This window comes from Metabacillus malikii, from assembly GCF_030813355.1.
GTDB classification, from domain to species: Bacteria; Bacillota; Bacilli; order Bacillales; family Bacillaceae; genus Metabacillus; species Metabacillus malikii.
This window is the reverse complement of sequence record NZ_JAUSUD010000026.1, coordinates 1-25,438: the sequence shown is the minus strand read 5'-3', so window position 1 is coordinate 25,438 and position 25,438 is coordinate 1. Positions and strand designations below refer to the sequence as shown.

The 25,438-nt window shown below is 35.9% G+C and carries 22 protein-coding genes, 2 tRNA genes, 1 rRNA gene and 1 pseudogene; 8 read left to right on the top strand and 18 right to left on the bottom strand.

Features of this window, described 5'->3' with window-relative positions; translation table 11 throughout:
* Window positions 1–4: 4 nt before the first annotated feature.
* Genes J2S19_RS19630 through panD form a run of 4 tightly spaced genes read right to left on the bottom strand, consistent with a single transcriptional unit; the run spans window position 5 to window position 9,759 of the window.
* A complete protein-coding gene (locus J2S19_RS19630; protein ID WP_307345409.1) occupies window positions 5–7,600 on the bottom strand; it encodes a non-ribosomal peptide synthetase in 7,596 nt (2,531 codons plus the stop codon).
* A gap of 22 nt (window positions 7,601–7,622) precedes the next feature.
* The gene (locus J2S19_RS19625) at window positions 7,623–8,429 is read right to left on the bottom strand and encodes an ABC transporter permease (RefSeq protein WP_307345406.1); all 807 of its coding nucleotides are present in this window, start codon (window positions 8,427–8,429) and stop codon (window positions 7,623–7,625) included.
* Between the two features lies 1 nt (window position 8,430).
* Window positions 8,431–9,375: an ABC transporter ATP-binding protein gene (locus J2S19_RS19620; RefSeq protein WP_307345402.1), complete on the bottom strand. Its 945-nt coding sequence runs from the start codon at window positions 9,373–9,375 to the stop codon at window positions 8,431–8,433.
* Complete coding sequence (gene panD, locus J2S19_RS19615; protein ID WP_307345398.1) at window positions 9,376–9,759, bottom strand: aspartate 1-decarboxylase; 384 nt, start codon at window positions 9,757–9,759, stop codon at window positions 9,376–9,378.
* 1,237 nt (window positions 9,760–10,996) lie between these two features.
* On the opposite strand from panD, the gene J2S19_RS19610 reads away from it, so the two are divergent.
* The 5 genes and pseudogenes from J2S19_RS19610 (at window position 10,997) to J2S19_RS19590 (ending at window position 12,791) form a co-directional block, all read left to right on the top strand.
* Window positions 10,997–11,269 (top strand): hypothetical protein, encoded by a 273-nt coding sequence (locus tag J2S19_RS19610; protein WP_307345395.1) that lies wholly within the window; start codon window positions 10,997–10,999, stop codon window positions 11,267–11,269.
* Between the two features lie 153 nt (window positions 11,270–11,422).
* Window positions 11,423–11,730, top strand: a pseudogene (locus J2S19_RS23850) (recombinase family protein).
* Window positions 11,731–11,768: 38 nt separating this feature from the next.
* Window positions 11,769–12,158: a hypothetical protein gene (locus J2S19_RS19600; protein WP_307345389.1), complete on the top strand. Its 390-nt coding sequence runs from the start codon at window positions 11,769–11,771 to the stop codon at window positions 12,156–12,158.
* On the top strand, window positions 12,145–12,435 hold the full coding sequence (locus J2S19_RS19595) for a site-specific integrase (RefSeq protein ID WP_307345386.1): 291 nt from the start codon (window positions 12,145–12,147) through the stop codon (window positions 12,433–12,435). The genes J2S19_RS19600 and J2S19_RS19595 overlap by 14 nt, the downstream gene beginning before the upstream one ends.
* An 80-nt stretch (window positions 12,436–12,515) precedes the next feature.
* Window positions 12,516–12,791, top strand: coding sequence for a tyrosine-type recombinase/integrase (locus J2S19_RS19590; protein WP_307345384.1), 276 nt, complete (start codon window positions 12,516–12,518; stop codon window positions 12,789–12,791).
* A 173-nt stretch (window positions 12,792–12,964) separates the two neighbouring features.
* On the opposite strand, the gene groL is transcribed toward J2S19_RS19590, so the two are convergent.
* Both groL and groES read right to left on the bottom strand, forming a co-directional pair.
* On the bottom strand, window positions 12,965–14,599 hold the full coding sequence (gene groL / locus J2S19_RS19585; protein ID WP_307345382.1) for a chaperonin GroEL: 1,635 nt from the start codon (window positions 14,597–14,599) through the stop codon (window positions 12,965–12,967).
* Window positions 14,600–14,656: 57 nt separating this feature from the next.
* Window positions 14,657–14,941, bottom strand: coding sequence for a co-chaperone GroES (groES, locus tag J2S19_RS19580; protein WP_095302236.1), 285 nt, complete (start codon window positions 14,939–14,941; stop codon window positions 14,657–14,659).
* 339 nt (window positions 14,942–15,280) lie between these two features.
* Between groES and J2S19_RS19575 the strand changes: the two genes are divergently transcribed.
* Both J2S19_RS19575 and J2S19_RS19570 read left to right on the top strand, forming a co-directional pair.
* Entirely contained in the window at window positions 15,281–16,018 is a 738-nt protein-coding gene (locus J2S19_RS19575; protein WP_307345380.1) for a CPBP family intramembrane glutamic endopeptidase, read from the top strand.
* Window positions 16,015–16,218 carry a DUF4305 domain-containing protein gene (locus J2S19_RS19570; RefSeq protein ID WP_307345378.1) on the top strand — a complete coding sequence of 68 codons (204 nt, stop codon included), beginning with the start codon at window positions 16,015–16,017 and terminating at the stop codon, window positions 16,216–16,218. The genes J2S19_RS19575 and J2S19_RS19570 overlap by 4 nt, the downstream gene beginning before the upstream one ends.
* 20 nt (window positions 16,219–16,238) lie before the next feature.
* Here the strand turns inward: J2S19_RS19570 and tatC are convergent, their stop codons facing one another.
* The 4 genes from tatC to moaC all read right to left on the bottom strand — a co-directional run bounded on the left by tatC (window position 16,239) and on the right by moaC (window position 18,534).
* Complete coding sequence (gene tatC, locus J2S19_RS19565) at window positions 16,239–16,988, bottom strand: twin-arginine translocase subunit TatC (RefSeq protein ID WP_307345375.1); 750 nt, start codon at window positions 16,986–16,988, stop codon at window positions 16,239–16,241.
* Between the two features lie 17 nt (window positions 16,989–17,005).
* Complete coding sequence (locus J2S19_RS19560; protein ID WP_307345373.1) at window positions 17,006–17,197, bottom strand: twin-arginine translocase TatA/TatE family subunit; 192 nt, start codon at window positions 17,195–17,197, stop codon at window positions 17,006–17,008.
* Window positions 17,198–17,225: 28 nt separating this feature from the next.
* On the bottom strand, window positions 17,226–17,873 hold the full coding sequence (locus J2S19_RS19555; protein WP_307345370.1) for a redox-sensing transcriptional repressor Rex: 648 nt from the start codon (window positions 17,871–17,873) through the stop codon (window positions 17,226–17,228).
* 181 nt (window positions 17,874–18,054) lie between these two features.
* Window positions 18,055–18,534: a cyclic pyranopterin monophosphate synthase MoaC gene (gene moaC / locus J2S19_RS19550; protein ID WP_307345367.1), complete on the bottom strand. Its 480-nt coding sequence runs from the start codon at window positions 18,532–18,534 to the stop codon at window positions 18,055–18,057.
* A gap of 346 nt (window positions 18,535–18,880) precedes the next feature.
* Here moaC and J2S19_RS19545 point away from each other — a divergent pair, with 346 nt between their 5' ends.
* Entirely contained in the window at window positions 18,881–20,809 is a 1,929-nt protein-coding gene (locus J2S19_RS19545; RefSeq protein WP_307345362.1) for an ABC-F family ATP-binding cassette domain-containing protein, read from the top strand.
* A 353-nt stretch (window positions 20,810–21,162) separates the two neighbouring features.
* Here the strand turns inward: J2S19_RS19545 and tsaD are convergent, their stop codons facing one another.
* The 8 genes from tsaD to rrf form a co-directional block, all read right to left on the bottom strand.
* Window positions 21,163–22,182, bottom strand: a complete 1,020-nt coding sequence (tsaD, locus tag J2S19_RS19540) for a tRNA (adenosine(37)-N6)-threonylcarbamoyltransferase complex transferase subunit TsaD (protein WP_370875180.1) — start codon at window positions 22,180–22,182, stop codon at window positions 21,163–21,165.
* Window positions 22,175–22,630, bottom strand: coding sequence for a ribosomal protein S18-alanine N-acetyltransferase (rimI, locus tag J2S19_RS19535; RefSeq protein ID WP_370875179.1), 456 nt, complete (start codon window positions 22,628–22,630; stop codon window positions 22,175–22,177). Before rimI ends, tsaD begins: the two co-directional genes overlap by 8 nt.
* Window positions 22,620–23,333 (bottom strand): tRNA (adenosine(37)-N6)-threonylcarbamoyltransferase complex dimerization subunit type 1 TsaB, encoded by a 714-nt coding sequence (tsaB, locus tag J2S19_RS19530; RefSeq protein WP_307345354.1) that lies wholly within the window; start codon window positions 23,331–23,333, stop codon window positions 22,620–22,622. Before tsaB ends, rimI begins: the two co-directional genes overlap by 11 nt.
* Window positions 23,314–23,787 (bottom strand): tRNA (adenosine(37)-N6)-threonylcarbamoyltransferase complex ATPase subunit type 1 TsaE, encoded by a 474-nt coding sequence (gene tsaE, locus J2S19_RS19525; protein ID WP_307345351.1) that lies wholly within the window; start codon window positions 23,785–23,787, stop codon window positions 23,314–23,316. The genes tsaB and tsaE overlap by 20 nt, the downstream gene beginning before the upstream one ends.
* Window positions 23,788–23,803: 16 nt before the next feature.
* A complete protein-coding gene (thiL, locus tag J2S19_RS19520) occupies window positions 23,804–24,781 on the bottom strand; it encodes a thiamine-phosphate kinase (protein WP_307345348.1) in 978 nt (325 codons plus the stop codon).
* 251 nt (window positions 24,782–25,032) lie between these two features.
* Window positions 25,033–25,109: transfer RNA gene (locus J2S19_RS19515), tRNA-Asp, on the bottom strand.
* A gap of 5 nt (window positions 25,110–25,114) precedes the next feature.
* Window positions 25,115–25,191, bottom strand: a tRNA-Met gene (locus J2S19_RS19510).
* A gap of 159 nt (window positions 25,192–25,350) precedes the next feature.
* Window positions 25,351–25,438, bottom strand: a 5S ribosomal RNA gene (gene rrf, locus J2S19_RS19505); the annotation flags it as partial.

Genomic DNA, 25,438 nt, shown 5'->3' with positions numbered 1-25,438 from the left:
CCATTTAAAAAGTAAAATTTACGTCTTCGATCGCGATTGGTTTTAATTCCTTTATTTTGGTCTCTAATACAAGCTCCCCTAAAGGCTGATACGGATGGCTTAACACCGTATCTAGTATCTTTAAAAAATCCTCCGCTACGATCTTAATCGTTTCTTCTTTAAATAGATGGGTATTGTATTCAAACCTCAATATATAGTTTTCACCGAGCTCTTCCGTCTCTAAACTCAAATCAAATTTGGCAGTTCCCCTATTCATTGGATAATTGATAATGTGTAATCCTTCCATGTTGATGTCATGGCTGCTCACTTTCATATCAAACATCGTATGGAATAATGGATTTTGGTTTTTGAATCGCTGTATCTGAAGATCATCAAGTAAATTCTCAAATGGATAGTCCTGATTTTCATTAGCACTCAAAATGCATTCATTTAATTCCTCTACATACTGAATGAAAGATTTATGATTTTCCGGATAACTTCTAATCGGTAATGTATTCACAAACATGCCAATCACATTTTTTAGCTCATGGTACTGTCTGCCTGCAAATGGTGTGCCGACGACCACATCATGTTGACCCGTGTATTTCGATAAAAGCACATTATACACACCAAATAACAGAACATAAGATGTTTTATTTAGCTTTTCCGTCATGGTACGTATAGCTGTAAAAGTCTGTTGATCGACCTCCATGGATAAAGTCTCTCCTTCAATCGTTAGAATATCGGGTCTAGTAAAATCATATGGCAATTCTAAGGGTGACACTTCTTTATGAAAGACATCCTTCCAGTACATGGCCTGCTTTTGCATGGTTTCTGTCTGCATTTGTTTTTCTTTCCAAACCGCATAGTCTTTGTATTGTATGTTCATCTCTGGCAATGCTTCCCCCTGATAGAAGGCAACAAAATCACGAATCAGGATGTCAATGGAAACGCCATCTGCGATGATGTGGTGCATATCAAATAAAAAAAGGTGCTCATTTTCCTCCAACTGAACGAGCATGCTGCGAAATAGCGGAGCTTCTCCCAAGTCAAAAGGGGTGATAAATTCTTTTATTCGTTGCTCGATATTTTGGTAGGAATCAGATTCTTCTACTTTATCGATGTTGATGTTCTCGTGAATCACTTGAATCAGTTCACCATCACGGTAGGAAAAGCTTGTTCTGAATGATTCATGTCTATCCACAAGTTTTTGTAAACTACTCCAAAATCTTTCCTTATCTAATGGACCCTTGATAGATAAAGCTTCATACAGATGATAACTACTATCCATATCGTTGACCTGTTCTAGGATATATAATTGTTTTTGCGAAGGCGTAAGTGGATAATATTCCCTCTTTTTCACAACTTCGATTTTGCTGTATGCTTCTTCATTGCCGTTCTTAACTAGTATTTCAGCCTGCTCTTTAATCGTTGGCGAATGAAATACATCTTTTAAAGATAAAGTAGTAGCAAATTCTTCATATACTTTTGAAATAATCGATATTGCTTTCAAAGAATGTCCGCCTAATTCAAAAAAGCTGTCATTTATTCCAATCTTTTGTTCATCTATATGAAGGACGTCAGCCCAAATCCTTGTTAATTTTTGCTCGACCTCATTACTTGCTACCATGAATTCACTGCTTTTTGTCACATTCTTCAATTTCTGAAGCTCTTTCCGATCTACTTTGCAACTTGCATTTAGCGGCATACGTTCTACGAACACATACATCGAAGGTAACATATAATCTGGCAGCATTTTAGACTGATAGTTTCTTAACTCCATGTTAGGGATAGGCTGACTCGCCACATAATAGGCAAATAATTCGTAATTCCCGTTTTCATCTTGTATAGGTAGAACGACAGCATCTGTTATCGAATCATATCCTGTCAAGTTTGTTTCAATTTCTCCGATTTCTACACGATTTCCTCGGATTTTCACTTGATCATCTGTGCGACCGATATATTCTATATTTCCATCAGGCAGATACTTGGCAATATCACCGGTTTGATACATTTTCGACCCTGGAATAAAGGGATTATCCACAAACTTTTCGTCTGTTAGTTCTTGGCGATTTAAATAGCCTCTCGCCAGTCCAATCCCTGATATATATAATTCCCCTTCTACTCCAACAGGTTGAATGTGATGATGTTTATTCAAGATATACAAGGAAGTATTATAGATAGGCTTCCCAATCGGAACGGTGGATACATATTCATCCTCACAATCATAATAAGAGACATCAATTGTTGCCTCTGTTGGCCCGTATAAATTGGTTAATCTTGTTCCAAATTCTTTCTTTACATATTGATGAAAGGCCGTAACATGACTGCTCAATAACGCCTCGCCACTCGTAAATATTTGTCTTAAAGAGCTAAGATCATAAGATCCTTTATAATATTTTAGATGATCTAAAAACATAGAAAACATCGTTGGCACAAAATGCATGGCCGTAATTCGATGCTTCTCGATTGCTTCACAAATGATGGCTGGATCTTTTTCACCATTTGGTGGAAGCATGTACACTTTTGCTCCATATAAGGAACTCCATAATAACTCCCATACAGATACATCAAACGTGAATGGCGTTTTTTGCATAATAATATCTTCTTCGGTTAATGGATATCTGCTCTGCATCCAATCGATTCGATTTATAAGGGATTGATGTTCAATCATGACGCCTTTCGGATTACCCGTTGATCCGGATGTATAAATGACATATGCCAGACTCGTAGGTTTTGTCACAGATGGAAGATTCGTATGATCCTGCTTCTTAATCTCGTCATCATGCAAATGAATAGTCAATCCAGAAAAGACAATCTCTTGCTTCATAGAACCACTAGTTACTAAGACGTTTATTTCACTATCCTGAATCATGTATTGAATTCTTTCAGCAGGTAAATGTGGATTGATTGGTAAATAAGCCGCACCTGCTTTTAAAATGCCTAAAATTCCAATCAGCATGTCGGTTGATCTTTCTAGCATAATGCCCACGAGATCATCCGGTGCTACTCCGACGGATCGTAAATAACGTGCCACTTTATTGGCTTTTTGATTTAATTCCATATACGTGAGACCTGTATCGTTTTCAAATACAGCTGTATGGTATGGTGTGCGATTTACCTGTTCTTCTAATTTTTCATGATAGCCCTTTGAAACATCGACGAGATGTTTAGTATCATTCCATTCATAGATTTGCTTCTGTTGTTCTGCTTTATCTAACAATACAATGTCTTTAAGGCTTGTGTTTGGTTCAGTTGTCACTCTTTGAACGATCTCCATAAAGCCATCAACCATTCGTTCAATCGTGCTTTGATTAAATAAAGCTGTACTATATAGGATTTTCACTTGTAGTTGATTTTCCCTTTCAACTGCTTCAAAACTTAAATCAAATTTTATATCCTTACTAGTTACTTCAACAGACTGGATTTCTAAATCTCCAACGGTTAGGGATTCGATCTTTTTATCTTGCATCGTAAATATCGTGTCAAATAAAGGCGCTTGGTTTCTATTAATCTGTATTTCAAGTAATTCGATAAGGTGTTCAAACGGATAGTCTTGATTTTCATATGTTTTTAATAAATTTTCTTTCACAGAACATAGGAATTCTTTGAATGACAAATTGGAGTCCGGATAACTTCTGATTGCTAATGTATTGACAAACATGCCAATTACATTTTTGATTTCATTGTGCTTTCTACCAATAACAGGGATGCCCACCGTAATATCTTCTTGACCACTATACTTGGATAACAGGATGTTATAGATTGAAAAAACAGTCATAAATAAAGTAGCTTCCTGGCCTCTTGCCACCTCTTTTAATGAAGAAAGGAGATCCTTTTCTATCGAAAATGTGACCTGTTCTCCTGCGTACGAAGGTTGTGATGGTCTTACTCGATCTAATGGAAGATTGATATTCTGTACCTCTTTTGAGAAGACTTCCTGCCAATAAGATTCCTGTTTCTTCATTTCACTTGAAACCATTTGACCTTCTTGCCAATGCGAAAAATCCTTATACTGTACTTGAAGTGGAGGTAAATTCTTCCCTTCGTATAGTTGAATGAAATCTTCCATAAGAATTTCAATAGACGTACCATCGGAAATAATATGGTGCATGTCAACAAATAATATCCACTGATCCGCTTGTTCGTGCAGCAAATACACACGTAGTAATGGCGCACTTGATAAGTCAAAAGGTTCAATGAGCGTTTGGATTTTTCCCCTAGGATCAGCGTTCTGTAATTCGATTAATTCAACATTGAAGTCTACCTCACGATGGATTTCTTGGACAAGGGCACCGTCGACCATCTTAAATGAAGTACGAAATGCTTCGTGTCTCTCCACGATTTTTTGAAAAATATCATTTATTTGCTTGAAATCTACTGCCCCATTTATTTTAAAAGCACCAGGCATATTATAGCTTGTTGTATGATTCGTTGTATTTATAATATATAAACGTTTTTGTGATGTTGAAGCCTGATAATACTTTTGATAGGTAACTCGTTCTATTTTTTCCTGACTTTGTTTTACTAATGATTCAATATGTTTCGCTAGCTTTTGGATGGTTGCATATTGAAAGGTCTCTTTAATCGATAGGTTAACTTGGAATTCTTTTTGAACCTGAACGACTAGTTCAATCGCTTTTAAAGAATGGCCGCCTAAATCAAGAAAATGATCATGAATCCCAATCTTGGATGGATGTTGATTAAAAAGTTTCCCCCAAATGTTCGTTAATTTCATTTCTGCTTCCGTACTTGGTGCAACATACACATGCTTCGTCTTATTTTCTATAAAAGGATCCTGTAACCTTTTATGGTCAACTTTCCCATTTGGTGTTAATGGAAACTCCTCCATCGGGAAATAATAGGTTGGAATCATCGCATGTGGCAAATTATAGGTTAGATATCCCCTAATTTCTTCTATTTTAACCGGCTCTTTTGCTATGTAATAGGCACAAAGATACTTCCCATTGTTCCATTGCTTCACCGTCACAACCGATTCTTTGATTTTCGGATGACTATCGATTTGGTTATGAATTTCTCCCAGTTCCATACGCACCCCATTGATTTTTACTTGATCATCATTTCGACCAAGAACCTCGAGTTCCCCATTAGGTAACCATCTCCCCAAATCACCTGTCTTATACATCATCAAATTTGGCTGGAATGGATTTTTGACAAATTTGAGTGAAGTCTGCTCTGGATTGGAGAGATAACCATTCGCGATACCCCCACCAGATATACATACTTCACCGATCACCCCTATCGGCTGCAACTTCTCATTTGTGTCAAGGATATAGATTTCTCTATTCGCAATAGGCTTTCCGACCGTTATGGTATCAGCATCATGGTTGATTTCCTTGAATGTTGACCATACCGTCGTTTCGGTTGGACCATAAATGTTATAAAGCCTCGCGGTTGTTTTCTGTTTTATTTTTTGTACTAGATTATTTGTCAGCGGCTCTCCCCCAACCAATACCTTCTTTAAATGGTGAAGAGAGGCAGTGTCCTCTTCTAATAAAAGTCGTAAACGAGACGGTGTCAGTTGGATCACGTCCACTTCATGCCACCTTATTAAATCCTTTGTTTTCTCTGGATTTTGTCGTTGCTCTTCATTTGCAATAATGACCGTCATACCTAGGGATAAAGGAAGAAAAGATTCTATTACAAAAGGATCGAAAGACATAGAGATAAGCGATAAAATCGTTTGATTCTCTGAAAATTGAATGGCTTCTGTAAACCCATGAATATTTTGATGCAATGCTTGGTGGTTAATCCCGATCCCTTTTGGCCGGCCCGTGGATCCAGATGTATACATGATATAAATTAAATCCTGTGCACTGCTGATTTCGCGCAAATTCTCAACACTTTCTTGATCTATTTTCGCAGAAACAAGATCTATTATTTTACCTGTGAATTCTAACTGTTCAGTCTGCACATTGGTTAGTAATAGCTCTAAACCACTATTTTCAATCATGTAGTGGATTCGGCCTGTTGGATAATAAGGATCGAGCGGGATGTAAGTGCCTCCCGCCTTGATGACCGCAAAAATAGCAATAATCATGTCCATGGAACGATCCGTCATGACACCAACACGGGTTGTTGCTTCAACGCCTTCTTTTCGCAATACCCTTGCTAGCCTATTGGCCTGATGATTCAATTCTTTATATGTAAGTGTTTGATTGCCATAGACTACAGCAGCCTTGTCTGGTGTTTTTGCTGCTTGTTCTTCAAATATTCGATGAACCGTCTTCGTACGATCAAATTCCGCTTTTTTACTATTAAAATCTGTAATTAGTAAATCTTTTTCACGCGGTGGCAGTATGTCTAATTGAGATATTGGACAGTTTTCATCCTTAAATAAGTTTAAAATGATTTGTATCATTCTATTATAATGAGTCTCAATTTCTTCTTCTGTAAATAGTTCTGTTAAATAATCAAAATCGAGCATCAGTTCGTTTTTTTCTTCACGATCATTAATATGAATATTTAATGAATTTATCTCATGTTCTGAGAAATGCCATTGTGTTTCATATTCATCCTTTATCGCTTCATCATTAATATGAAGTTTTGAATTTTGATAGGATAACGAAATATCAAATAATCTCTCTATATAATTATATTGATCTCTTAGTTTTCTAGTTAACAGATCAAAAGGGTATTGCTGGTTTCGCAGCAAGGACATGAGTTTATGGCCCATTTGGTCCATCAATTCCACGATGGTCAGATCATCATTTAGCTTCACACTAATAGGCATCGTACTCACAAACATGCCAAAGGTTTGCCGTTCTACTGGATTCAACCTGTTTAGGATTGTCGTACCTAAAATAAACTGATTTTGACCTTTTAACCTTTTTAAATAAATCGATAAAATCGATAGAAAAAATGGAAAAACAGACAGATTATGTTTTTCACAAAATTGATAGATGTCTGACGTCATCTCTTTAGATAACGTGAATGTTTTTCGTTTGGCATTCGTGCTTCTCATGGCTGTATTGCTTTCTTTTAAACTGATGGGCTTCGGTAAATCAGCTAGTTCATTCAGCCAAAACGATTCATTTTTTTCAAATCGCTTCGATAATTTATACTTATTTTCACGTGAGATAAAGTCTACGTATGAATAATCTTTACTCTCACTAACCTCGACCCCGTTACATAAATCAGCATAATATTTCATCAATTTTTCTGCCATCAAATGAATCGACCAGGCATCCGAAATGATATGATGAACTTTTGCCAATATGCCACTTTCATTGTAGCCATTTTTAAATAAGATAAACTCAAATAAATCAGAATCTATTAATGCAAATGGTTTCCTTGTTTCTTGTTGTACCCACTCATGAAATGTTTTATTACTAGCTTGCAAATTTATGATGTTGAATGTTTTCTCTTGAAATGGTGATATGTATTGTTTTACTCCATCTTCCTCTTCTACTACACGAAGTCGAATGGAGTCATTTTTGAGAATAAATAAATTGATTGCTTGTTCAATTTTAGTGAAATTCAATATCCCCTTGATTTTAATGGTCCCAACTAAATTGGATATTGAAGAATGTTGAATAAACTTTTCAGTTTCCCAAATCCTTTTTTGCGGATGTGTCAAGGGATATCTGAGTTCAGACACGCTTTTTCCCCCTTTTAAAACATTAATTTTTTTCTCTCCATTGAATAAATTTAATAATCAATAAAAATGAAATGAAACTAAACACTACTAATACCACTAAATCTTGTGTCACTTGGACGTTCCAAACCCCTTGAAACAAATACCGAAGAGCATCTGTCAAATAGGTTGTTGGCAATACATAGGAGATGTACTGAATAAAAATTGGCAATGATTCCATTTCTACCATCACAGGACTCATAAACGTAATAAACATCATGGCGACTTGGCCCAAAATGGCTGCCACCTGTGGAGTTGGTGACCAAAACCCAATCAACACGCCAATTCCCACACAACTTAATATTCCAAAAAGCATAATTGGGATTATGTTGATATGAAATTGAAGGGTGACATCATACATTAGCTGTCCAACGATTGCTAAGATAATAATAGATGGGATGGCAGACAAAATCCCCTTTACTAAAACAGATAAAATAAATGTTATCTTTGAAATTGGTAAAGAAGCATAGTAGGTAAAGTGACCTTGATTTTTTTCATGAGAAATATCCTGTGCGACACTCGTTAATCCCATTAAGATAATCGCAAACACAATATTTCCGACTATGATTCTCGTAATGACCTCAAGAGTGGTTTCTTGATTAAAGACTTTTAGAAAGAATAGCGAAGTAAGAGGGAACATGGAGGCCATAAATACAATTAAGTGCCAAGTATCTCTAATAATTCCCCATTGAATTCTCCCTAATATATAAAAATCGGTTAAGTGCTTTACTAATCTGTTTGATACTTTTGTTTGTTTATTTGTAATTTCAATATAATCAGATTTCGTATTCATATCAGACTCTTTCCTCATAATGTAGATACACATCTTCAAGGCTTGGCGGTATAATTCGATACTCATCACAACGGACCGCCTCTAAATACTGAATGATTTCACCTATGACACTATGTAAGTTTTCTTTTGGTATCAATACTCTAAAACGATTTTCCGTTATAGCTTGGATTTCACCGTATTTCGACATATCGGTTTTAATTTTATTATCTCCCCCTAGAATCGTAGATATTTCGAGCTTATATCTCTGATCCACATTTTGCTTTAGTCTCCCAATAGAATCTAGCGCTAAAACTTTCCCGTGATTAATAATCGCAACACGGTCCACTATTTTTTCTGCTTCTAATAGATTGTGAGTAACCAAAATAATCGTTGTGCCTTGTTCACGATTTTTCTCTTGCAGAATGCTCCAAATTAAGTTTCGTTTAACTGGATCCAAATCATTGGTTGGCTCATCTAGGATGATAATTGGCAGGTTTCCTGTTAGACAAGTAGCAAAGCCGACCATTCTTCTTTGTCCTCCAGATAAGTTTTTCACAATCATATTCCGCTGTTTCGTTAAACCTAATTTTTCAATCAGTGCCGCTGTTTCTTTCTTTGCTTCCTGATGTCTAACGCTTCTCAGCATGGAAGTAAAATAGATCGCTTCATAAACTTTAAGTTTATTTAAAGCAAATGTTTCCTGTGAATAGTAAGACACATGATTCATAACATAATAACTATCTTCCAGAACATCTTTTCCATATAAAAATATCTTCCCGCTAGTGGGTTTTAATTGCCCGACCATTTGTTTAATTAGGGTTGATTTCCCCGCACCATTTGGTCCTAATAATCCGAAAATCTCCCCTTTACGAATGGTAAAAGAAATATTTGAGTTAGCTACCTTTCCTTTTTTAAATTGTTTATAGACTGACTCAACACGGAATACTTCATTTTCTAACGGTTCCATTTATATCACACTGTGCGGTAATTCATTATTAATCAATTGCGTAATATTATTTTCTTCATCCATAATGGCAATATTTGAACGGAAATTAGCCAACTCATCTTCATGAACCAGTGCATAAGAGATAATGATCACGACATCTCCTTCTTGCACAAGTCTTGCAGCAGCACCATTTAAACAAATATCCTTTTTTCCCGGCGGTCCAGGTATGACGTAGGTTTCAAAACGTGCACCATTATTATTATTCACAATTTGTACTTTTTCATTGGGTAAAATCCCCAATGCCTCAATAATTTCACTATCAATGGTAATACTCCCTACATAGTTAAGATTTGATTCGGTTACACGTGCACAATGGATTTTTGATTTCATTATTGTTCTATACATGTTCATTCACCAATCCTATTTGAAATTATTCTTTAAAGTTTCTTCTTTAAAATTTTTTTGAATCATGATATACATCGTAGTTAATCATGCTCAATAAAAACAAGTCCGTTATTCCCACTGTATGACTCCCTTAGTAAATCATGGTTCTAATTAAACGATATTCTAACCGTATAAATATTCCAAAAAAGTAAACAATTATAATTATAGCGAAATATCCTCCGTAGAGGATAGGGACTTTGAATTGTTTTTTCAACATGTAACGACAAAAAGAATTAGAAATCTACTAAATTTTATGGTTTTTTTACCATAAAATTACCCTTTTTTTACAAAACCTGACTTTCTCCCATACCACGGCTTTTGAACTGTTCACTAGATAATCTTTGTAAGATAATAGGTCAGAGGGACAGATGTAGTGCACCCCAAAAGTTAGATTTTACGTTCCAACTTTTGGGGTGCACTTCAGATTTTGGTTCCAATTAATCCTTAATGAAAATAAGAACAAACTAACATACTCCCCCCTTTCTCAGCTACTAATTCCTCATCGGAATAATCCTCTTATTCAAATTTATGTGTTCATGTTACTACATCACGATATAAACGATATTAACGTTGTTAGTGCAACTTGTAGTTTAGTCAGAGGGGATACTTTTGCATTTCCTCCACTAAAGGGTGAAATAAATGGATGGCAGAATTGAATATTGTCCTTATTGTAACGTAAGCTTACAATGTGAACCCCTACCTAAAGAATTACGTAACATTATGGTAATGCTACTCACGGCTCAAGAAAAATTTGCAATTTCTAGTTTGGAAGAAGATAGAGTGACAAAATGGGAATGTCCAGATTGCCATAAACAATGGGATCGGATTAAGTAAACTAATTGATCTAGATAGTACTCATAAGGTTTTCGTATTATAATTTTATATAAATAACAGAAAAATCCAGCACTTAAATTAGTGCTGGATTTTTCTCTTTAATGCCCTTATTGCAATCATTCGATAATATTTATTATTTCCACCTACTCAAAATTTAATCATTATCTAACCCCCACTAATCATCTACATTCCGATTAAGGATTAAAAATAATCCCAAAACATCTTTGCTATTAGCCATTTCAAGTAACTAAAATTAAAAATATATATTTTAGCTATTCGAATATCATCTTTTTAAAAGTAAGATGATTAACGCTTGAGGACAAGAGCATTAAATTAAAAACCCTATAGAAAGGAGGACTCCCAAGTGGAGAACAATAAAAATAACTCCAATAATGACTGGTATAAACGATATCTATCCCACTGTGAAGGTGTTGAAATCTCTAAAACTATCACTCATTTGTTCTCCCACCTACAGGAACTACAGTATGACAAGATTATAAAGAAGCTTCAAATTCCCGGTTATGAAACAAAAGTGATCATTAAGCCAAGAAAGAATCAAGGAACTAAGCGAACGGATGGTGTCCAGTTATCGCTAGAAATAGAAATGGAACAAATAAAGTCAGCTAAAGCCAAGTAACGTATAAATAATTCCCCTACAGTCAAAGATGATTACAAAAAAATAGACTGGAGAGGATAGTATGAACAAACAATATCGCATTATAAAAGATGACTATAGACTTCGTGCTTTACTGATTAGTAGAAAATAAATAATTATAGAAAGGAAGTTTTCATGATGGAAAAACAACTAATTGTTGTTTATCAACGTGTTAGTTCAGATGCACAAAGCCTTAAACTGCAGGATGCTGCAGCGAGAAGATATCTCGAATCGCAAAATTTAACTGGAAACGAGGATTTCATTATTTATCTATCTGATCATGACGTTTCTGCGACAAAATTAAAAATGAGTCAGAGACCAGAGTTAAGAAAGTAATTGGATATAAACGTGATCGTTTTGCTAGAAACTTTTATGAATTCGTAGATATCACAAACGTCTTTATTAAACATGGTGTGGAAGTTATCTACACCGCTAGTAAATGAACCACCATTTAGAAATAAGTTGGCTCTAGAGTCGTTCTATGGCATGTTTAGACAAATTGAAGGAGAAAATATTCGTTCACGTACAGATGACGCACGGAAGCAATTTCCTTCAAGTATCATTGGAGGATACAAGGATTAAAGAGGATGGAAAGGTAATCTATGCAATTAATGAGAACAAAAGTGAAATAATTATTACCTTATTTAATGATTTCATTTCTATAGTTATTGAGGATCAATTTATTGATCAATTACTACCCCATGTATATCCGATGATAAATTTAGATACTTTTACTACTGCTAGGACACTTGTTGATAGATTTGTATCCAACTATCAAGAGAAACTTTTAGATATTAGCAACATATCTACCATTACTATACCGAACAGGAAGAATGATCTTTCGAAAAGCATTAGAAATGGAGATGATTAAAAAAGATCCAACAGAAATTGCCTATCTGAAAAAAGATAAGAAAACAATTGAACAGCTGGAAGAAGAGGAAATTCCCAAATATCTTGAAAAAGGGGAACTTGCTCTGTTTCTAAATACAGCTATGCATAATGGACTTGAGCATTACTACTTGATGTTCCTAATTCTTTCGTACACAGGCATTCGAGTAGGTGAATTAGTTGCTCCAAAAATGGAAAGATATCAACTTCGTAAACCATACAACCAGCATAACCAAAACCTATTACAACGAGATAAATAACACGTTTCAATATCAACTCCTTCCCAAAGACAAGGAAGTCGCGAAGAAGAATTATTGTGGATGAAGAGGTGATAAACACTTTGAAACAGCATAAGCAAGCACAAGACGAGGTAAATAAACGACTAGGGGATTCTTACTATAACAAAGATTTTATTTTTGCAAAAACAGAGCTCCAACATGGCTATCCCATCGTTATCAAGAATTGTCAAAACAGAACGGGAAGACTGTTTAAAATTGCGGGACTGAATCCAGAGTTAACACCGCATTCGTTACGCCATACACATACATCTCTTCTTGCTGAGGCTGGTGTATCATTAGAACAAATCATGGATAGGCTTGGTCACACTGCTGATTAAATTACGAAAAATGTGTACCTTCATGTCACCCAAGAAATGAAAAAAGAAGCCTCTCAAAAGTTCAGTGAACTCATGAGAAGCCTCCGTTAATTTACCTCAATGTTAGCAAAATGTTAGCATTCCACTCTCACCTTACCAACAAACCCAGTCATACCAAGGGTTTGAGTGGCAGATTACATCATGCCGCCCATACCGCCCATGCCGCCCATGTCAGGCATTCCGCCGCCAGCGCCGCCTTCTTCAGGCTTGTCAGCGATAACAGCTTCAGTTGTTAAGAACATAGCTGCAACACTTGCTGCGTTTTGTAATGCAGAACGAGTTACTTTAGTTGGGTCTACGATACCTGCGTCGAACATGTTTACCCACTCGCCGTTAGCAGCGTTGAAGCCGATGCCAACTTCTTCTTTCTTCAAGCGGTCAACGATTACAGAACCTTCAAGGCCTGCATTGTGTGAGATTTGACGTACTGGCTCTTCAAGTGCACGTAGGATGATGTTAACACCTGTTTGAGTGTCGCCTTCTTCTTGGATTTCCGCTACTTTGTTGTATACGTTAACGAGTGCTGTACCACCACCAGAAACGATACCTTCTTCTACTGCTGCGCGAGTAGAGTTAAGTGCGTCTTCGATGCGTAGTTTACGTTCTTTTAATTCTGTTTCAGTTGCAGCACCAACTTTGATTACTGCTACACCGCCAGCTAATTTTGCTAGGCGCTCTTGTAATTTTTCTCTGTCAAATTCAGAGGTTGTTTCTTCGATTTGAGCACGGATTTGGCCAACACGGCTTGAGATTTGGCTTGCATCTCCAGCACCTTCAACGATTGTTGTATTTTCTTTTGTCACAACAATTTTAGAAGCGCGACCTAATTGTTCGATTGAAGCTGATTTAAGGTCTAAACCTAAGTCTTCAGTGATTACTTCACCGCCAGTTAAGATTGCGATGTCTTCTAGCATTGCTTTACGACGGTCACCGAATCCTGGAGCTTTAACAGCTACAGCATTGAATGTTCCACGTAGTTTGTTAACTACTAATGTAGCTAATGCTTCACCTTCAACATCTTCAGCGATTAATACTAGTGGCTTACCTTGTTGAACAACTTGTTCTAGAACAGGTAAGATTTCTTGGATGTTTGTGATTTTTTTGTCAGTGATTAATACATATGGGTTTTCTAGAACTGCTTCCATTTTGTCAGAATCAGTTACCATGTATGGTGATGCATAACCACGGTCAAATTGCATACCTTCTACGACTTCTAGTTCAGTAGAGAAGCCTTTAGATTCTTCGATTGTGATAACACCGTCGTTACCAACGCGTTCCATTGCTTCTGCAATTAATTGACCTACTTCTTCATCAGCTGCAGAGATTGCTGCAACTTGTGCAATTGACTCTTTACCTTCGATTGGTTTAGAAATTGCTTTAAGCTCTTCAATTGCAACAGCAACTGCTTTCTCGATTCCTTTACGAACAACCATTGGATTAGCTCCAGCTGTTACGTTCTTTAATCCTTCACGGATCATTGCTTGTGCTAATACTGTTGCAGTAGTTGTACCGTCACCAGCAACATCGTTTGTTTTGCTCGCTACTTCAGCAACTAATTTAGCACCCATGTTTTCAAATGCATCTTCTAATTCAATTTCTTTTGCAATCGTTACACCGTCATTAGTGATTAAAGGTGAACCGAATTTCTTTTCTAATACGACGTTACGTCCTTTTGGTCCTAATGTAACTTTAACAGCATCTGCTAACGCGTCTACACCGCGTAACATTGAACGACGAGCTTCTTCGCTAAATTTAATATCTTTTGCCATTTAAACTAGACCTCCTCAAATTTTTAAAAATAGATTCTATGATATAGTGCTGTATCCTTATCCGATTACAGCTAAAATGTCGCTTTCACGTAAAATTAAGTATTCAGTACCTTCATATTTCACTTCAGTACCAGCATATTTTGAGAAGATAATACGATCGCCTTCTGCTACTTCAAGAGCTACTTTTTCTCCGTTGTCTAGAACACGACCTGTACCAACAGCAACGACTTTTCCTTCTTGTGGCTTTTCTTTCGCACTATCTGGAAGAACGATACCACTAGCAGTTTTTTCTTCTGATTCAACTAACTCGATAATAACGCGATCACCTAATGGCTTTAACAAGTGAAACAACCTCCTCAAATTTCTTGTAATTATGATAAATTTTCCTTTTTATTAGCACTCATCATCATTGAGTGCTAACACAATTTATATATTATATAAGATTTCTATCAATTTCAAGTCTGAAGTTAAAATTTTTTTTAGAAACTTACCTACTAAATTATGTCTATTATATGATAAAAATAAACCTACTTGTCTAATTTAATAACACTTAACATACAATTGGTTATGAAAAGGTATGTTACAATATGTTTTGGGTATGGTTAGCTTTATTTGTACTATGAAGTTAATATAACTAATAAATGACTCACTCTATAAATCGTTAATTTTAAGGAGGTATGTATGAAAAAGAACTATTGGTTCATTATCCTTACATATATGGTTATGCAATTTTCTGGGATTTTCGGCATTGAATTATTTGAGTATTTACGTATTGGTGAATCGCGGGCCGAGTATATTGCAAATTGGACAATTGTCAGTTTTACGCTTGCTCTTATTATCACATTGTACTTACTAAGAAATGAACGTACAGATGGTAACTCCCTACGTGGTGGAGAACCCTCATCAATACTTATCTCGAGCCTTTGGGCATTTGGTGGGATTTTTCTCGCACTCTTTTCGCAAGTCATTGCAGCAAATATAGAAATTGCTCTATTTGGTGTCGAACCGGGTTCAGAAAACACCCAAAATATCGTTAAACTAATCCAAGCCTCACCACTCGTTATCATCGTTACATCGATTATAGGTCCAATACTAGAGGAAATTATTTTCCGTAAAATTATCTTCGGTGGACTTTATAACAGAACGAACTTTTTCATTGCAGCCATTATTAGTTCACTATTATTCTCTCTTCTTCATGGCGAATTTGAACATTTATTATTATACGCAGCAATGGGCTTTACGTTTGCCTTTCTCTATGTGAGAACAAAACGAATTATCGTACCAATTATTGCGCATGTTTCGATGAATACATTAGTTGTCGTTACCCAAGTCCTCTTCAAAGATAAGATTGAGGAATATCTGGAAAGATTAGAGCAAATGGAACAGTTACAAGTGATTATTGGAGGCATTTTATTGTGAGAGTGAACCCTATTTCCATGGGAATATTTTATTTTGTGATGGGGTTAATCTTTATTTACTTAGCAATTAACAGTGCACGGGAAGGACTCTTTACCTTTCCGACGATTCTACTTATGTTATTTGCTACATTTGATATTGGTGTTGCCATCAGAATGTTCCTATTGTCAAAAAAAGTGAAGGATCAAAATAAGAAAAAATGAGACTGAGTTTGAATTCAGTCTCATTTATTTTTATTCTCTTCTTCAAATTTAACCTTTTGAGCTTTACGATATGAAATTCTTGATATCCATATACTAATTTCATATAAAATAAACATTGGTATCGACACCATTAAATGTGATGTTAACTCCGGCGGTGTAATGAATGCCGCGATAACAAGTAATACAAAGTAAGCATATTTTCTTATCTTTGACAAAAACATCGGTGTGACAATTCCAAGTCTAGTAAGAAACATAATGACTACAGGTAACTGAAATAATATTCCAAAAGGGATGACTAATTGTAATAGAAAAGTAAAATACTCATTAATCCCAATCACTTGATTGATTTCTAAGTCTGTTGAAATTCTCTCCATAAAATCTACTACAAATGGGAATAGGATAAAATATGCGAAAGATACACCTATTAAAAATAAACCAAGTGAAATCGGGATATAGCTTAGTGTTACTCGTCTTTCCTTTTCGTATAGACCAGGACTTACAAAAGACCATAGTTGATATAAAATGATCGGTGAAGTAATGACGAAAGCGATAATAAATGCAAATTTCATATAGACCATTAAAGGGTCTGTTAAATTAAACGCATTTAATGTTAAATTTTTTGCCTCATCAGTATGCTGCAAGTATACAATGATCGGTCTAGAAAGCAAAAAGCCAAGGATTACGGCTAGAAAAAAGAAAACGACAACAATCATTAGTCGTTTTCTTAGCTCTGTTATATGCTCAATGACCGACATTTCATTTTGTTTCATATCGGTTCATTCCTATCTTACTTGACTTCTTCCCTATTTTCTTTCTTTTTCACGTCGTCATCATCATCATCTGCTAAACCTTTTGTTGCATGTTTAAACTCTCTCAACGTATTGCCTGCCGCTTTCCCTAGTTCTGGTAACTTTTTTGGGCCAAAGATTAGTAAAGCAACAAAAACGATTAATACGATACTGCCGAATCCTAAATTCATCGACATCCACCTCCTTTATATGTATGCATTACGATTTGTCTTCTATTGGATAATGTTTTAAAAAGTACACGAGAGATTGTAACTCTACCGCTAAATCAATATGATGGATTCGAATGTTATCGGGAACATTTAATCTAGCAGGTGTAAAGTTTAGAATCCCTTTAATCCCTCTGACAATTAATCTGTCGGTAATTGCTTGTGCAACATTTGCCGGCACAGTCAAAATCGCAACTGTGACATCATCAGGTAGAAACTCTTCTAATTGATTTAAATCATAAACCGGGACTCCGCCAATTTCTTTGCCAATCTTCTCTTTATCAACATCAAATGCAAGTGAGATGACTGTGTTATTATTTTTGGTAAAATTATAATGCAAAAATGCGGTCCCTAAATTACCAACACCTATTAAACAGACATTCGTTGTTTCATCTTGATCTAATGTTTTTCTGAAAAAGGATAATAAATAATTGACATTGTATCCATATCCTTTTTTACCAAGTGCTCCAAAATAAGAAAAATCCCGGCGAATTGTTGCCGAATCTACCTTTACAGCATCACTTAACTCTGCTGAGGAAACACGCTGCTTCCCAGAGGAATGAAGATTTTTTAAAAATCTGTAGTATAATGGCAGTCGCTTTGCAGTTGCCTGCGGTATCTTTGATTGTTCAATATTCATTTTATCCCTCACATTCATCCATAAGGCATGTCGTTTGATTGGTTGTTAGTTAAAACTTCTACCTATTTCTCTTAAGCTACCAACTAATCGTAATATTTTTCATTTATGCGAATGAGTACGGGAATCTACTTATTATGGTCTACTGTCTATTATATGGCTTCTCTTAAAGAAACACACTACTTTATCTAAAATAGTCTCCATTTTTCCCACCTGTTTTCGATTTCAAATAAGTAGGACCAATGACCATTCCCTTGTCTATCGCTTTACACATATCATAAACGGTTAATGCTGTAATACTTGCAGCAGTTAACGCTTCCATCTCAACCCCTGTACTACCCTTTGTTTTGACAGTTGAGAAAATATGAAGTACATAGTTTGCGTCATTTGTTTTCCATTCAAACTCTATATCGACACCTTTAATTGGGATAGGATGACACATAGGAATTACTTGTGATGTTTGCTTTGCAGCCATAATACCTGCTACCTGTGCTACTGAAAGAACATCACCCTTCCCTATCTCATAATTGAGGATCTTTTCATAGACCTCTTTACCTACTTCAATGCTAGTTTTTGCTCGGGCAGTTCGAACAGTTGTATCTTTTTCTGAAATATCAACCATTTTTGCTCTGCCTTGCTCATTAAAATGTGTAAATTCGGACATATACACTACCCCTTATAATAGACTATACACTATTTTTTCCAATCTGTCTTTTCCGTGAATGTGACAATTATATGGAAACTGTTTATTTTTTACATATTGTTGTGATCGTTAATTTTTTCTATGTATTCGTCACATCTTAAGCTCTTATATACTCTTTTTCACTCACGTAGGTGAACTTCTTTGATGAATTCTTACATTTATCCAAAATGATAATGATTTTCTATCGACTACACCCCATCAGTCTACCATAACTGAAAACCTGTTCTAGAAAACTTTGTCTAATGTATCTCTGTTGCCGATTGGCTTTTATTAAGCTACACTTAAAGAATTGATAGAGGTGAATATAATGATTCTATTACAAGTAAATCAGCTTAGTAAATCTTTTGGTGCTGAGCCTATTTTATCTAATATAAAGCTTGAAGTACAAACTAGAGACAAAATCGCGATTGTCGGTCGTAACGGCGCTGGCAAATCAACACTTTTAAAAATAATTGGTGGTCAAATGTCTTACGACTCTGGTGATTTGATAAAACCTAAGGATGTGACGATCGGTTATCTAGCACAAGATACTGGCCTTGAGTCTAAATTATCAATTTGGGATGAGATGCTACTCGTTTTTAAACATCTCCAATCAATGGAAAAAGAGATGCGTACCTTAGAAAATAAGATGTCAACCGTAGATCCTAGTCAGGATTCCCGACAATTCGAACAATTGCTAAAGGAATATGACACCCTACAAGTTGCCTTTAAAGACCAAGGTGGTTATCAATATGAAGCTGATATTCGGTCAGTATTACATGGTCTAGGATTCAGTAACTTCGACCCAGCAACTACTATTTCTTCTTTAAGTGGTGGCCAAAGAACTAGACTTGCACTCGGTAAGCTATTGCTGACAAACCCAGACTTATTAATATTAGATGAACCAACAAACCATCTAGATATCGAAACGCTATCCTGGCTGGAGCAATATTTACAAGGTTATCCTGGGGCTATCCTTATTGTTTCTCATGACCGTTATTTCCTCGATAAGATTGTAACACAAGTGTATGAAATAAGTCGGCATACTAGTACGAAATATATCGGGAATTACAGTAGTTACTTAAAATATAAAGCCGAAAACTATGAACGTGACTTAAAAGCATATGAAAAACAGCAAGAAGAGGTAGCAAAATTACAAGATTTTATCCAACGTAATCTAGCTCGTGCCTCAACAACAAAGCTTGCTCAAAGTAGACGGAAAAAGCTTGAAAAGATGGATATAATGAATAAGCCGCTTGGTGATGAGAAATCAGCAAACTTTCATTTTGATATTGAAAGGCAAAGTGGAAATGACGTTCTTAAGGCGACAAATATATCTGTATCTTATGAGCCTAATAAACCTGTTATTTCAAATATTTCCTTTTCGATCTCACGAGGTGAAAGCATCGCTTTAGTAGGTCCAAATGGGATCGGGAAGTCTACCCTTTTAAAATCAATCGTACAAAAGTTAGACAGCTTAACTGGTTCCTTCTCTCTAGGAACACATGTCCAAATTGGTTACTATGATCAGCAACAAGCAGACTTAACCTCAAATAAACGTGTGCTTGATGAACTATGGGATGAATATCCTAATAAAACTGAAAAAGAAATCCGTACTGTACTCGGGAATTTCCTCTTTTCAGGTGATGATGTCTTAAAATCTGTATCCTCTTTAAGTGGGGGAGAAAAGGCAAGATTAGCATTATCAAAGCTTATGCTCCAAAACGCAAATTTTCTTATACTGGATGAGCCTACAAACCATCTCGATTTAGACAGTAAGGAAATCCTAGAAAATGCACTAATTGATTATCCAGGTACAATACTCTTTGTGTCGCATGACAGATATTTCATCAATCGAATTGCCACAAAAGTGTTCGAGCTATCTAGCAATATGCTAACAGAGTATCTAGGTGACTATGATTATTATGTCATGAAAAAAGAAGAACAGCTTGAACTTGAGTTATTGGAGAAACAAGAACAGAAAACGGCAGAAGCAACTGCAGCAGAAACAACTGGTAAACTTACTTATCAACAAGAAAAAGAACTAAAGAAACTCGAACGGCAAAAACAACGGAAAATTGAAGAAATAGAACTTCAAATAAGTGAAATAGAAGAAAAAATTGAAGAAAATGAACAATTACTCTGTGATCCAGAGGTCTACCAAGACCACGAGCAAGTACAGAAAATCAATACTGAAAATGAACAGCTGCAAACACAACTAGAAGAATTGATGACAGAGTGGGAAACATTACATTAATATGAAAGGTTAACTCAAACTTATTCACAGCTTCAATTTGAGTTAACCTTTTACTTCGACAAAAACTTTTAAAATATAAATTTCCTAATAGTGAAAATTAACTTTTATCCACACTAAAGCCCCTTTATTTTCAACATATCAACAGACTTATACACATTATCCACATTTTTCGATGTTATTATCCTATTTATCCACAGGTTGTTTTTTTCTACGTATGACAGGATTTTCAACCATTTTACACACTTCAACAAATCTCGTGGATAACTATGTGGATAACCTTAATCAACCCAAGACGACAAATGCACCAATACTAAAAAAACGGCAAAACAAAAAAAGTCCCCTACAATAGGAGACTAAGAAGGAAGAAGCTCTAACCCAGGGTTTGCATTTAATGACAAATCACTTCTTTTCCCCTTTTCAAACAGAACACTTCCAGCTGCAGCAATCATTGCAGCATTATCTGTACAAAGTGACAGAGGAGGAATCACTAATTCTAAATCACTATTTGCAAACTTATTATTTAAAGCTGTTCGTAAACCTTTATTTGCTGCTACTCCTCCTGCAACTAACAGCTGTTTTACTTCATATTTATCCACAGCTTGTGCAGTTTTACCAACAAGTACATCGATTACACTCTGTTGAAAGCTGGCAGCTATATCCTTTGGCTCTAATTCAATCCCTTTTTGCTTCGCATTATGTAATGTATTAATGACAGCTGATTTAAGCCCACTAAAACTAAAGTCAAACGATCCTTCACCAAGCCATGCTCTTGGTAAATCAATAGATGGCTGACCTTCATGTGCAAGTTTATCAATATGTGGCCCACCCGGATATGGTAGTCCTAACGTTCTTGCAACTTTATCATAAGCTTCACCGGCTGCATCATCTAACGTTTCTCCTATTACTTCAAAGCTTGCATGTTCCTTCATATAAACGAGCTCTGTGTGTCCGCCAGAAACTACTAATGCAAGTAATGGAAATTTCATCTCTGTAACAAGACGGTTTGCGTAAATATGCCCAGCAATATGATGAACCCCTACTAATGGCAACCCATGAGAAAAGGCCAATGCCTTTGCTGCATTGATACCAGTTAATAGTGCTCCAACAAGTCCTGGTCCTTCCGTTACTGCCACTGCATCCAAGTCTTGAAATTGTAAATTTGCCTTGTTCATTGTTTCTTCAAATACAATCGTTAATTGCTCAACATGATGTCTCGAAGCAATCTCCGGTACTACTCCACCAAAACGCTTATGACTATCAATTTGAGAGGAAACAACATTTGCTACAATTTCACGGCCATTTTTAATAATCGCTGCAGCAGTTTCATCACAACTTGTTTCTATCCCTAAAATATACTGATCTTTATCAATCATCAATATTCACCCACATAACTATAGCATCTTCTAAATTGTCTGTATAATAGTTCTTTCTAACGCCACCTGTTTCAAAACCAAGCTTTTTATATAAAGCTTGAGCTATATGGTTAGAAACCCTTACCTCTAATGAGAGTCTTTTCGCACCTAATTCTTTACTTAACTGCAAGGAAAATTGTAATAGGGCTTCTCCAATTTTTTTCCCGCGATACTCTGGATGTACAGCAATATTCGTAATTTGTGCATCATCCATTATCACCCATAAGCCACAATAACCGATAACCCTACCTTTATATTCAACGACTACATATTTAGCAAATAAATTTTGTTCTAGTTCATAATATAATGAATCCTTTGACCAAGGTGTTGAAAAGGATAATAGTTCAATTTGGTAAACTTCCTCTATATCATCCTTTCCCATCGCCCTAATGACATATTCATTCTCCAATTCTTTCACCATCTAATTTCTGCTGTTCAAGCCATTTTGCTTCTGCTTCAGCTAAGCGAATATAGTTAGGGACAAGGGAATGTACATCAACTGCTTCTTTAGGAAGACCCAGTACCCCTAGTTCACTTGGTCGTGGATTGTTCAATGTCATATGTCCGATTACTGCTTTTTCACCAAGTATCTCTTGAATTACATCTTTATGAATCGAAACATCATTTCCTAGGAATAATACTTTTTGTCCCGAACCTTTTAGTTTTTCTAACCAATCAGTTAGTAAGAGATTACAATCCTCATTTAACGTTATCAGTTTTCCTTCATTGTATTCATATAAACCGGTATAGACTTGTCCTCTTCTTGCATCAAACAATGGTGAAATTACTCCATTAAAGTATCTGCCATTAGCAGCTAATACTTCTAGACTGGAAACACCTACAATTGGTATATGCAAAGACCAGGCTAGCGTCTTTGCGATTGACACACCGATTCTTACCCCTGTATAAGAACCAGGCCCTGTTGCTACAACTATCTTTTCTAATTCACTTGGATTTACATCACAATCATTTAATAATGCTTCAATCGCAGGCATCGCACGTACTGAATGATTTTTTTTCAAGTTTGTAATATACTCCCCGATAACTTTTTCATTATCAAGTAATGCTACACCTAATACTAGATTGGTCGTATCAATTGCTAATGCCTTCATGTGTTAACTCCTTACAAATCTCATTATATTTATCACCATATGGAGTCAGGATGAGATTCCTTGTAGATTCTTCAATATACTTAATTGTAATATTTAATCTTTCTGTCGGTAATTGATTTTCTATGAGGTGTGCCCATTCTACAACGGTTACTCCGTCACCATTAAAATATTCTTCGAAACCTAAATCTTCACCTTCATCATCTAAACGATAAACGTCCATATGATATAAAGGCAGTCTTCCACTTTTATACTCTTTAATTATTGTAAAGGTAGGGCTGTTTACATTTCGATTAATTCCAAGACCAGTAGCTAGCCCCTTCGTAAAAGTGGTTTTACCTGCTCCTAAATCACCTTCGAGCGTCAAAACCATTCCTTCTTCCAATAATCTTGCTAAGCGTTGTGCAACCGTAATCGTGTCTTCAGCTGCATTTGTTTGAATAACATATGATTCCACATTCATTCACCTAATTTTATCTAAAGTGGTTAAATCCTAATTTATTTATCGGTATTAATTGGTCGTCTTTTTTAGAAAAAACACCTCTTAAATTTTTATCAACATATCCTATTTTCGTCATTTTAATATTACTATCATTACAAAGCCTTATCAATTCATCCCATGATTCTAAAGATATAGTACCAACTAATTGATAATCTTCTCCACCGTAAAGTACCCATTTTGTAATATCGAATTTATCTGCAACACTTTCTAATTCACTACTTATTGGCACATCTATTCTATTTAGAACAATACCTACTTGACTTGCCTCGGCTATCTCATGTAACTCACTAGCTAAGCCGTCACTGATATCATTTAACGAAGCCCGATCAAGTTTGGCTAACAATCTTCCTGCTCTAACTTGTGGTACTGGTCGTTTATGACGCATCAATAATGTATCTCTTATATACGTATTATCAATAGAAATATTGTCTAGTAAGAGAGCAAGACCTGCCGATGAGTCACCTAATGTTCCTGTTACAAACACGACATCACCATCTTTAGCTTTACTTCTTAGCAAGGATACATTTGCTTCAACTTCACCAATTACCGTTACAGTTATAACTAATTTATTACCTGTAGCAACAGTATCTCCACCGAGTAAGTCCATTTGATATTGAGTTGCTAGCTCTTCCATACCGGCAAATATTTCAAAGAGCTCTTCTTCGTTCCAACTATTTGGAATTGCGATAGATACTAAATAATATAAAGGCATCGCTCCCATCGCGGCTATATCACTAATATTAACAGCTAATGCTTTATAACCAATATCTCTTGGTGATGACTTTTCCTTTAGAAAATGAACATCCTCTACCATTGTATCTACACATACAACTTGATTCATTGCTTTATTAGGCTCATAGACTGCTGCATCATCACCAATACCAACTTTAACTGTGCGATGATGTTTTCTCTTTGGCTTAATTTTACTAATAAACTCGAACTCTTCCATAATAATCAAAACCAATCTAAAAAGTTTGTATGAAAAATCCTTAGGAATGTTATTTCCTAAGGATTTCTAGTCTCTTATTAGTTTATCTTATATTAAGAGTTTATCCAAGTTTTATCAATTTAACCTTATTAAAAAGCCAGATACACAGTAGGATAAACTGCTCTACAAATTTGAGCAGAAATGCATTCAGATTTAGATTTTGGCCATAAAAAAAACGAAACATTGTAGTTTCGTTGTAAATTATGTATTTATGGCGGTCCGGACGGGACTCGAACCCGCGACCTCCTGCGTGACAGGCAGGCATTCTAACCAACTGAACTACCGGACCAATTTTGGTTGCGGGGACAGGATTTGAACCTGCGACCTTCGGGTTATGAGCCCGACGAGCTACCAGACTGCTCCACCCCGCGATAATATGAAGTACTAAGTTCTTCTATGCATATAGAAACTACCTAATACTGACCACCCCGATTTGTCAATCGGTGTGCTTATGTTCCTCAGTGAAGCTTATTCGTTCGTGCTCCACCCCGCGATAATATAAAGTCACTACTAATATTAATATAATATCTACCTGGCAACGTCCTACTCTCACAAGGGGAAGCCCCTAACTACCATCGGCGCTGAAGAGCTTAACTTCCGTGTTCGGCATGGGAACGG

What these genes read in the sequence shown, in the direction of transcription:
- J2S19_RS19600 (WP_307345389.1), top strand. Translation starts at nt 11,769, where the DNA reads ATGGCATGTTTAGACAAATTGAAGGAGAAAATATTCGTTCACGTACAG.
- tsaB (WP_307345354.1), bottom strand. Translation starts at nt 23,333, where the DNA reads ATGAAGGCATTAGCAATTGATACGACCAATCTAGTATTAGGTGTAGCA.
- tatC (WP_307345375.1), bottom strand. Translation starts at nt 16,988, where the DNA reads ATGAAACAAAATGAAATGTCGGTCATTGAGCATATAACAGAGCTAAGA.
- tsaD (WP_370875180.1), bottom strand. Translation starts at nt 22,182, where the DNA reads ATGATTGATAAAGATCAGTATATTTTAGGGATAGAAACAAGTTGTGAT.
- J2S19_RS19620 (WP_307345402.1), bottom strand. Translation starts at nt 9,375, where the DNA reads ATGGAACCGTTAGAAAATGAAGTATTCCGTGTTGAGTCAGTCTATAAA.
- thiL (WP_307345348.1), bottom strand. Translation starts at nt 24,781, where the DNA reads ATGGAAGAGTTCGAGTTTATTAGTAAAATTAAGCCAAAGAGAAAACAT.
- moaC (WP_307345367.1), bottom strand. Translation starts at nt 18,534, where the DNA reads ATGTCCGAATTTACACATTTTAATGAGCAAGGCAGAGCAAAAATGGTT.
- J2S19_RS19555 (WP_307345370.1), bottom strand. Translation starts at nt 17,873, where the DNA reads ATGAATATTGAACAATCAAAGATACCGCAGGCAACTGCAAAGCGACTG.
- J2S19_RS19545 (WP_307345362.1), top strand. Translation starts at nt 18,881, where the DNA reads ATGATTCTATTACAAGTAAATCAGCTTAGTAAATCTTTTGGTGCTGAG.
- J2S19_RS19560 (WP_307345373.1), bottom strand. Translation starts at nt 17,197, where the DNA reads ATGAATTTAGGATTCGGCAGTATCGTATTAATCGTTTTTGTTGCTTTA.
- J2S19_RS19575 (WP_307345380.1), top strand. Translation starts at nt 15,281, where the DNA reads ATGAAAAAGAACTATTGGTTCATTATCCTTACATATATGGTTATGCAA.
- groL (WP_307345382.1), bottom strand. Translation starts at nt 14,599, where the DNA reads ATGGCAAAAGATATTAAATTTAGCGAAGAAGCTCGTCGTTCAATGTTA.
- panD (WP_307345398.1), bottom strand. Translation starts at nt 9,759, where the DNA reads ATGTATAGAACAATAATGAAATCAAAAATCCATTGTGCACGTGTAACC.
- J2S19_RS19595 (WP_307345386.1), top strand. Translation starts at nt 12,145, where the DNA reads ATGGAGATGATTAAAAAAGATCCAACAGAAATTGCCTATCTGAAAAAA.
- J2S19_RS19625 (WP_307345406.1), bottom strand. Translation starts at nt 8,429, where the DNA reads ATGAATACGAAATCTGATTATATTGAAATTACAAATAAACAAACAAAA.